Below are 8,444 nucleotides of genomic sequence, written 5' to 3'. Positions count from 1 at the left end.
CGAGGGGGCCGCCAGCCCGCAGGACACCGCCGCCACCACCGCCGGTGCGGGGGGCGGGGATGAGCAGCAGGGCGGCCAGGCCTTCGCGACCGCCGACCTCGTGGACCCCGAGGGCGGATCGCTCGGCACGGTGGAGTTCGTCGAGGTCGACGGCGGGACCCTGGTCACCGTCGAGGCCGCCGGATTGGAGCCCGGCTTCCACGGCCTGCACATCCACACGACCGGACTGTGCGAGCCGGACAGTGTTAATCCCAACGACCCCGAGGAGCGGGGGGCGTTCCTCTCGGCCGGTGGACACCTGGTCGGTCCGGACGACGAGGCCAGCCATCCCGACCACGCCGGCGATCTTCCCCCGCTGTACGTGGCGGGCGACGGGACCGCGCGCATCACCACCCTGACCGACCGGCTGGACCGTGAGCTCCTGCTGGACGACGACGGCACGGCCGTGATGATCCACGAGGACCCGGACAACCTCGCGCACATCCCGGAGCGTTACGCGCCGGAGGGGCCCGACGAGGACACGCTCATGGCCGGTGACGGAGGCAGCCGGATCGCCTGCGGCGTCGTCATCGGCTGACGCTCCGTCAACACGTGACCGGACAACTGTCCGGTCACGTGTCCGAATTGACCCCGATCAGGCGTCACGCTCTGGTAGCGTCCGCCGCGAGCAGGCGCGCGCCACCGCACGCCGCCTCACGTCGGGAGGGAACACATGGCCATCCGGGTCGCGCAGATCGCCACCGGGAACGCCGGGGCGATCGCCCTGCGCCAGCTGGTCGAGGACCCGCGCTTCGACCTGGTGGGCGTCTGGGTGCACTCCGCCGAGAAGGCGGGCCGGGACGCGGGTGAGCTCGCCGGTCTCGAGGTGGTCACGGGTGTCACCGCCACCACGGACCATGCCGACATCGTGGCCGCGGCGCCCGACTGCGTGGTCTACTGCGCGATGAGCGACACCCGGCCGGTGGAGGCCGCGCGCGACATCCGCGAGTACCTCGCCGCCGGGATCAACGTGGCGGGCACCGCGCCCACTCCGCTCATCAACCCCGCCGCGGGCGTCCCCGACAGCGCGCGCGCCAAGCTCGAGGCCGCGGCCCTGGAAGGCGGTGCCACCCTCTTCGTCACCGGCGTGGACCCGGGGTTCACCAACGACCTCCTCCCGCTCGCGATCACCGGCACCTGCCGCGAGGTGCGCCAGGTCCGTTGCACCGAGTTCTCCGACTACGCGACCTACGACTCCACCGAGTCGATGGTCGATGTGATGGGATTCGGCACCCCGCTCGACCAGACCCCGCTGCTGTTCCTGCCCGGGGTGTTGACGGCGGGGTGGGGTGCGTCGATCCACCTGCTCGCCGCCGGGTTGGGCGTGGAGGTGGATGAGATCACCGAACACGTCGAGCGCGAACCCGCCCCGGAGACCTACGAGGTCGCGGCCTGCACCATCGCCGAGGGCACCCAGGCGGGGTTCCGCTTCCAGATCACCGGCATGGTGGCGGGCGAGCCCGTCATCGTGGTCGAACACGTCACCCGGACCCGGGACGACCTGCGGCCGGACTGGCCGTACGCGGTCCAGGAGGGGCACTCGTACCGCGTCGAGGTGATCGGCGAGCCCTCGTACGTCCTCGACCTGGCCGCGCAGAGCGCGGACGGCGACCACAACTACTCGGCGATCCTCGCCGGGGTCGGCAGGGTGGTCAACGCCGTACCCGCCGTCGTGGCCGCGGCGCCGGGATTGGCCACGACGCTGGATCTGCCGCTCACCGGCGCGCCGGGCATCGTCGGTACCCGCTGAGCCGACGACCGGCCTCAGCACCACAGTTGTTCACGAGGAGAGGGAGTCAGCATGGGTCGGGTCGAGGGCAAGGTCGCCATCATCACGGGGGCCGCGCGGGGGATGGGTGAGGCCGACGCGCGCCGCCTCGTCGAGGAGGGTGCGAGGGTCGTGCTCACCGACGTGCTGGACGAGCAGGGCGAGGCCGTGGCGGCCGAGCTCGGGGCGAGTGCGCGCTACCGTCACCTCGACGTATCCGACCCGGACCAGTGGAAGGCCGTCGTCGAGGAGACCGTCGCCGACTGGGGCGGGGTCGATGTGCTGGTCAACAACGCCGGGATCGTCAACGGCGCCGAACTGCACAAGTTCAGGCACGACAAGTGGCAGCAGATCCTCGACGTCAATCTCTCGGGCACCTTCTACGGGTGCCAGGCGGTCACGGAGGCGATGATCGCCGCCGGGCGTGGTTCGATCATCAACGTCTCGTCGATCGAGGGGATGCGGGGCACCCCGTGGGCGCACGGGTACGTGGCGGCGAAGTGGGCCGTCCGGGGGCTGACCAAGTCGGTCGCGCTCGAACTCGCACCGCACGGCATCCGCTGTAACTCGCTACACCCCGGTCTCGTCCGCACGCCCATCGCGGAGGGCATCCCGGACGACATGATCCCCATCCCCCTGGGCCGACTGGGCACTGTCGACGACCTGGCCAACTTCGTGCTGTTCCTCGCCTCGGACGAGTCCTCCTACGCCACCGCCACCGAGTTCGTGGTGGACGGCGGAACGATCAACGGGATTCCGCACAAGCAGTTGTAGAGCCGCGCCGGCGGGGTGGCGAGATCGTCCCCCTCGGGACAGACCCTGAGACGTACGAGGCCGTTCTCAGGGTTCGTACTATCGGCGTCATGACCCAGGGATCCGTCTCGTCGACACCTCCTTCCGTCGACGGTGTATCCACCACCGTCTCCACGACTGCTGACCCCGGCCCGCGGTGGTGGGTCACGGCGGGGTGGATCGCCCACTGGCTCCTTCGACTCTGGCTGGCCCTCGTGCTGCTGGTCTACGGGTGGCCCAAGGTGTTCCTCATGCAGATGGGGGTCGCCGATTACGGGGACGCCCTGACCGCGTTCGGCGAGATGAGCCCGATGGGGTTCCTCTGGCGGTTCATGGCGTTCTCCCCGGTGGTCCAGGTTCTGGCCGGTCTGGCCGAGGTCACCGCCGCGGCGCTTCTGCTCTTCCGTCGCACGGCCTGGCTGGGTGGCCTCCTCGCCGCCGCGGCCATGGCCGTCGTCTTTCTGCTCAACATGACCTTCGACGTCCCGGTCAAGCAACTCTCCCTGGCGATGGCCGTGGCCGGGATGGTGGTCGCGGCTCCGTGGTTCGCCCACGTCGGGCGCATCCTCGCGGGCCGGCCCGTGCCCGCCGCGACGCTCCCCACCCCGATCCCCTGGCCCCGGGGTCAGCGCGTCACAAGGTGGACGGGGCCGATCCTCGCGGTGGTGGCCCTCTGTGTTCCGGGCGCGGTTCTCGGCGTCATGGCCGCGGGTGGCGGGACGCCGACCGCGTTCTCCCAGGTCGCCGGGGTCTATCGCGTGGTCGAGGACACGGCGCCGCCCGCCGAGCAGTTGGTCGACGATGTGCGCTGGCAACAGGTGGCCTTCGGGCAGCACGGTGCGGACCGGGCGCGCTTCGGATTGCGCCTGGCCAACGGGGACTTCCACGACGGGCGCTACTCCGTGGACGGCGAGGTGATCACGATCGAGCTGTATCCGGTCCGCGAGGGGACATACGGTCTCGTGAGGGACCCCGAGCGCACTCTGACCCTCAGGTGGTCACCGGCGCCCGATGGGATCGCGCTGAGCGGGGACGGGGTGGACGTCACTCTCGCCGAGGACCCCGAGTTCCGCTACCTGTTCGACCGGGGATTCCACTGGAGCCCGACCACGCCGGTCAACCGCTGACGATGACCCGTGCGGCCGTCAGGACCGTGGCGCGCGCCCCATCAGGTAGAACTCCGGGTTCGGCCGCATGTCGGTGGCGTTGGCCACCCGGTTGCTCAGCCCGAAAAGGCCGGTGATCGTCGCGATGTCCCAGGCGTCCTCGTCGTCCAGTCCGTGTTCGTGGAGCGCGGCGTAGTCGGCGTCGACGAGCTCGTCGGATCGCAGGTTGACCTTGGTGGCGAAGTCGCAGATCGCGCGCTCGCGCGGGGTCAGGTCGGACTTGTGATGGCTCACGGCCAGTTGATCGGACAGGTACGGGTCCTTCTTGACGATACGCAGGATCGCCCCGTGCGCCACCACGCAGAACTGGCAGTTGTTCTGCGCGGAGATGGTCACGATGATCATCTCCTTGTCCGCCTTGGACATGTTCGAACCCTCGCGGTCCATCACGGCGTCGTGGTAGGCGAAGAACGCCCGCCACTCCGCAGGGCGTCGCCCGAACATCAGGAACACCTCGGGGATGAATCCGGCCTTCTCCTGTTCCGCGAGGATGCGTTCCCTCAGGTCCTCGGGTAGATCGGCGAGTTCGGCGAGGGGGTAACGGTCGGACATGTGCGGCTCCCGGGAGTGTGGCGTGCTCTGACGGTATTCCGAGTGGGGCCGTGCCGACTCAGGATCGTGCCGCGGCCCCCCATGTGTGTACCCGCTCGACCTCCACCCAGGCATCGACGCGGGCACGATCACGGACCGGGTACGGCTGGTCCGTGTAGTGCCGGGACAGGGCGTCGATCCCCGACAGGTCCGGGTCCTCGGTGATCTCGGTGACCCGGCCCTGGATGCTCACATGCGAGTACCAGTCGTCCACCTGCAGCACGGACAGTGCCACGCGCGGGTCGCGTCGCAGGTGCTGGAGGCGGACCCGTCCGGCGTCGAGGTTGAGATGGATACGGTCCCCGACCAGCCGGTACCACGTGGGCACTGTGACCGGTGACCCGTCTCTGCGCAGCGTCGCCATGACGCACGGATTCGGCAGGGCGAGCAGGCGGCGCAGGTCGTCGGTGAGCGGGGAGTCGGATGGGCGTGAGTCGGACACGGCGCGGACCCTTTCGTCGATCGCGGTTTCTCCGGTCCAGTGTGCCCGCGTCGCGACCGCCGGCACTCCGTGGCGATCCGGTTAGGGTGGGGACGTGACCACCAAGGCGACCGTTCTGGCCGCCGAGGAGGATCTCGGCTCGATGCCTCTCTTCGGTGTGGCCCACTTCTCCGCTCTGGCCGTCACGGTGGTGATGACAGCCGTTCTGCTGGGCGTGGTGCGTCGGTACCGTGGCTCCCGAGCCGTGGACCGGGCGATCACCATCGCAGGGTGGCTCATGTTGCTCGTCGGAGCGGGCTGGATCCTCTGGGACCTGATGCCCGGCCGGTTCGACCCCGCCCAGGCCATCCCGGCCGATCTCTCGGACTGGGCCCGGATCATCATCCCGGTGGCGTTGATCACCCGCGCCGGGTGGGCGGTGGCGGTGGCGTACCTCTGGGGTCTGTCCCTGAACCTGATGGCGCTGGTGACCCCGGACCTGAACTACAGCTTCTCCCCACCGGTGGAGTACGGGATGTTCTGGTTCTCCCATGTCGCCGCCTTCATCGCCCCGGTGATCCTGGTGTGGGGGTTGGGGTTGCGGCCGACCTGGCGAGGATTCGGCTTCACCTTCGTGTTCACGGTCTTCTGGGCTGCCGTGGCCTCTGTGGTCAACCTGATCGCCGGGGCGAACTACGGGTATCTCCGCCATGCTCCGCCGGAGGGGTCGCCGCTGGATCTGATGGGCCCCTGGCCGGTCTACATCGGTGTCGCGGCAGCCGTGGTCGCGGTGGTGTGGGCGTTGTTCACCTGGCCGTGGACCGCCGAGCGGCTGACCCGGGGTACGGAACCGGTGGGGGCCGGGTTCATCCGCCGCCCCGCGGGCAGGAACCGGCCCGACGCGTAGTCCGAGCCGTAACCCGGCGCGAACTCGCCGTCGTGCCAGACCACCCGGCCGCCGATGATCGTCGCGGTGACCGCTCGGTCGTTGCGGTTGACCATGCGGCGGATCCCGCCGAGTTCCGGCATCTCCGTCTCGTGGTAGCCCAGCGACTCGCCGTCGAGCCCGGCCGGGTCGATCACCACCACATCGGCGCGGCGACCGGGGGTGATCCGCCCGGCGTCCAGCCGGTAGAAGTCGGCGAGTTCCCCGGTGAGCTTGAACACCGCCTTCTCGACGGACAGGAACGGGGCGCCGCGACGATCCGCGTCGTGTACACGCTCGAGCAGGCGCACGCCGAAGTTGTAGAAGGCCATGTTGCGCAGGTGCGCGCCGGCGTCGGAGAACCCGATGGTGACGCCGGGGGTGTTGACGAGCCGGTTGGCCACCTTGTCGCGGGCGTTGGCGATCGTGGTGGTCCACCGCAGGTCTGCGCCGTGTTCCACCACCAGGTCGAGGAAACAGTCCGCGGGGTGTAGTGACCGGTCGCGGGCGACGTCGCCGACGGTCCTTCCGACCAGAGACTCGTCGGGGCAGGCGACGATCAGGGCGTCGTCGAAGTCGCGGTGCCACACCCGCGGGCTGAACCGCTTCTCGAAGTCCCGCCGGAACCAACGCCGGTAGCCCTCCTTCGCGAGCAGGTCCGTGCGGGCCATCTCGTCCTTGAGGTGCAGCGCCTCGCGCCCGGAGCCGAACTCCTCGAAGACCACCAGATCGATCCCGTCGGCCCACACCTTGAATGTGGTCGGCAGGTGCTGCCACACGAACCTGCCGCGTCCCAGCGAGTTGGCCACCCAGGCCAGGGGCCGGAAGATGTGGTTGACCCAGGGCTCGGCGAGGGTGTCCGCCGCGGCGAGCAGTGACACCCTGAGCGGCTTGCGCAGCAGGCCCGTGCTGGTGGCCACGTAGAAGGCCACGTCGACCTTCGTGTTGAGGTTCGGAACGCCCTGCAGGACGCGATCGCGTCGCCGGAGGATCCGGCTGATCTGTCTGAATTCCTTCCACGAGGCGTGCGTGGAGGGCAGGGTGCGCGAGCGGTAGCGGTCGCCGTCCATCTTGTCCCAGGGGTTGGTCATGGTGGAGACCCCCAGGAACCCCTCGTCGAGGGCCTCCTCCACCCGCCGCGCGATCTCGCGGCGCTCCCGCCGGCTCGGGGAGTGTTCCGGGTCGGTCGAGCGGCCCAGTCCCATCACGGAGGCGCGGACATCGGAATGGCCGAGGAAGCTCGCCACGTTGGGCCCCAGCGGCAGGGACTCGACCGCCCTCCGCCACGCCGCCGCATCGGACCACGACGTGGTGCGCTCGAGTGCGTCGAGGACGGCGTCCCGGGGGAGGGCCTCCACGCGGCTGAACAGGTCGGCCACATCGACGGTGTCCGAGTACACGCCGGACAGTGAGCAGTTGCCGACGAGCACGGTGGTCACCCCGTGGCGGACCGACTCGCCCAGGCCGGGGGACACCAGTAGTTCCACGTCGTAGTGGGTGTGGGTGTCGACGAATCCGGGCATGACCCATCGGCCGTCGGCCTCGATGACGCGGGTGCCCGCCGATACCGGGAGCGGGGAGGGACTCACCGCCGCGACGACGCCGGACCGGATCCCGACGTCGGCGCGGAGGCCCGGGGCGCCGGTGCCGTCGTAGACGGTCCCGCCGCGGATCACGATGTCGAAGTCGGCGCCGCCCGGGCTGGCGTGATCGGTGGTGTCCACGAGGCACTCCCAGTGTGTGATGCTCAACACAGTCTCCACCAGGCTACCCGGACGCTGGTCCAAGTCCAGGGTTCGTGGGGAACTTCCTGCGTCGCCCGGACTCCGTCCGGCGAGTAGCGTTGTCGCGCATGACCACCCGCACGGAGCGCCTCGACGGCCTACCGTTCACCCGCAAGCACCGCAGGCTGTTGGTCGGATCCGGCGTCGGTTGGGCACTCGACGCCATGGACGTGGGCCTGATCTCCTTCGTCATGGCCGCCCTGGCCGTGCACTGGGCGCTGACCCCCACCGAGCTGTCCTGGATCGGGTCCATCGGGTTCGTCGGCATGGCGATCGGCGCCGCGCTCGGCGGACTGCTCGCAGACAGGATCGGGCGTCGCCAGGTCTTCGCCGCGACCCTGCTGGTCTACGGTCTGGCCACGGGTGCGGCGGCGCTGTCGACCGGTATCGCCATGCTCATCGCGTTGCGCTTCATCGTGGGCCTGGGCCTGGGCGCCGAGTTGCCCGTCGCCTCGACGCTGGTCAGCGAGTTCGCGCCGCGTCGTATCCGCGGCCGGGTGGTGGTGATCCTCGAAGGGTTCTGGGCCGTCGGCTGGCTCATGGCGGCGCTTATCGGATACTTCGTGGTGCCGATCGGCGACGACGGCTGGCGCTGGGCGCTGGCCATCGGGCTGGTCCCGGCGGCGTACGCGCTCGTCGTGCGCTTCGGACTGCCCGAGTCGGTGCGGTTCCTGGAATCGAGGGGTCGGGGCGCCGAGGCCGAGAGGATCGTCCGCGAGTACGAGGCCTCGGCCGGGGTCGAACCGCCCGCCGCGGCGAACGCCCCAGCAGGGGAGCCCGGCCGCGACGCATCCGCCAGCGGGGAGTCCGCGCGCGAGTCGATCTGGTCCCCGCGCCTGAGACGACGGACCGGCGCACTGTGGGTCGTGTGGTTCGGGATCAACTTCTCCTATTACGGCGCGTTCATCTGGCTGCCCAGCCTGCTGGTCTCCCAGGGTTTCGATCTGGTGAGGTCGTT

The 8,444-nt window shown here is 69.9% G+C and carries 8 protein-coding genes and 1 pseudogene; 6 read left to right on the top strand and 3 right to left on the bottom strand.

Annotated elements, in window-relative coordinates; translation table 11 throughout:
• The 4 genes from G6019_RS12795 to G6019_RS12780 form a co-directional block, all read left to right on the top strand.
• The coding region (locus G6019_RS12795) for a superoxide dismutase family protein (RefSeq protein ID WP_241726029.1) at positions 1 to 577 on the top strand (577 nt) is incomplete at its 5' end.
• Positions 578 to 712: 135 nt separating this feature from the next.
• Positions 713 to 1,789 carry an NAD(P)H-dependent amine dehydrogenase family protein gene (locus tag G6019_RS12790; RefSeq protein WP_182612354.1) on the top strand — a complete coding sequence of 359 codons (1,077 nt, stop codon included), beginning with the start codon at positions 713 to 715 and terminating at the stop codon, positions 1,787 to 1,789.
• Positions 1,790 to 1,840: 51 nt separating this feature from the next.
• Positions 1,841 to 2,581: a glucose 1-dehydrogenase gene (locus G6019_RS12785; protein ID WP_182612355.1), complete on the top strand. Its 741-nt coding sequence runs from the start codon at positions 1,841 to 1,843 to the stop codon at positions 2,579 to 2,581.
• Positions 2,582 to 2,670: 89 nt separating this feature from the next.
• Positions 2,671 to 3,726, top strand: a complete 1,056-nt coding sequence (locus G6019_RS12780) for a hypothetical protein (protein ID WP_206681828.1) — start codon at positions 2,671 to 2,673, stop codon at positions 3,724 to 3,726.
• 18 nt (positions 3,727 to 3,744) lie between these two features.
• On the opposite strand, the gene G6019_RS12775 is transcribed toward G6019_RS12780, so the two are convergent.
• Both G6019_RS12775 and G6019_RS12770 read right to left on the bottom strand, forming a co-directional pair.
• Positions 3,745 to 4,317, bottom strand: a complete 573-nt coding sequence (locus tag G6019_RS12775) for a peroxidase-related enzyme (RefSeq protein WP_107757651.1) — start codon at positions 4,315 to 4,317, stop codon at positions 3,745 to 3,747.
• Positions 4,318 to 4,375: 58 nt separating this feature from the next.
• Positions 4,376 to 4,798, bottom strand: coding sequence for a PPOX class F420-dependent oxidoreductase (locus tag G6019_RS12770; protein WP_182612356.1), 423 nt, complete (start codon positions 4,796 to 4,798; stop codon positions 4,376 to 4,378).
• Between the two features lie 142 nt (positions 4,799 to 4,940).
• Between G6019_RS12770 and G6019_RS12765 the strand changes: the two are divergent.
• Positions 4,941 to 5,543: pseudogene (locus tag G6019_RS12765) on the top strand (YwaF family protein); the annotation flags it as partial.
• On the opposite strand, the gene G6019_RS12760 reads toward G6019_RS12765, so the two are convergent.
• Positions 5,537 to 7,426 (bottom strand): N-acyl-D-amino-acid deacylase family protein, encoded by a 1,890-nt coding sequence (locus G6019_RS12760; protein ID WP_375292886.1) that lies wholly within the window; start codon positions 7,424 to 7,426, stop codon positions 5,537 to 5,539. The pseudogene G6019_RS12765 and the gene G6019_RS12760 overlap by 7 nt on opposite strands.
• A 128-nt stretch (positions 7,427 to 7,554) precedes the next feature.
• On the opposite strand from G6019_RS12760, the gene G6019_RS12755 reads away from it, so the two are divergent.
• A partial coding sequence (locus G6019_RS12755) for an MFS transporter (protein WP_241726028.1) occupies positions 7,555 to 8,444 on the top strand: 890 nt, incomplete at its 3' end.

It is taken from the genome of Dietzia sp. DQ12-76 (assembly GCF_014145045.1).
Lineage (GTDB): Bacteria > Actinomycetota > Actinomycetes > Mycobacteriales > Mycobacteriaceae > Dietzia.
Note: the sequence above shows the minus strand (reverse complement) of the source record. Positions and strands in the feature narration are given on the sequence as shown.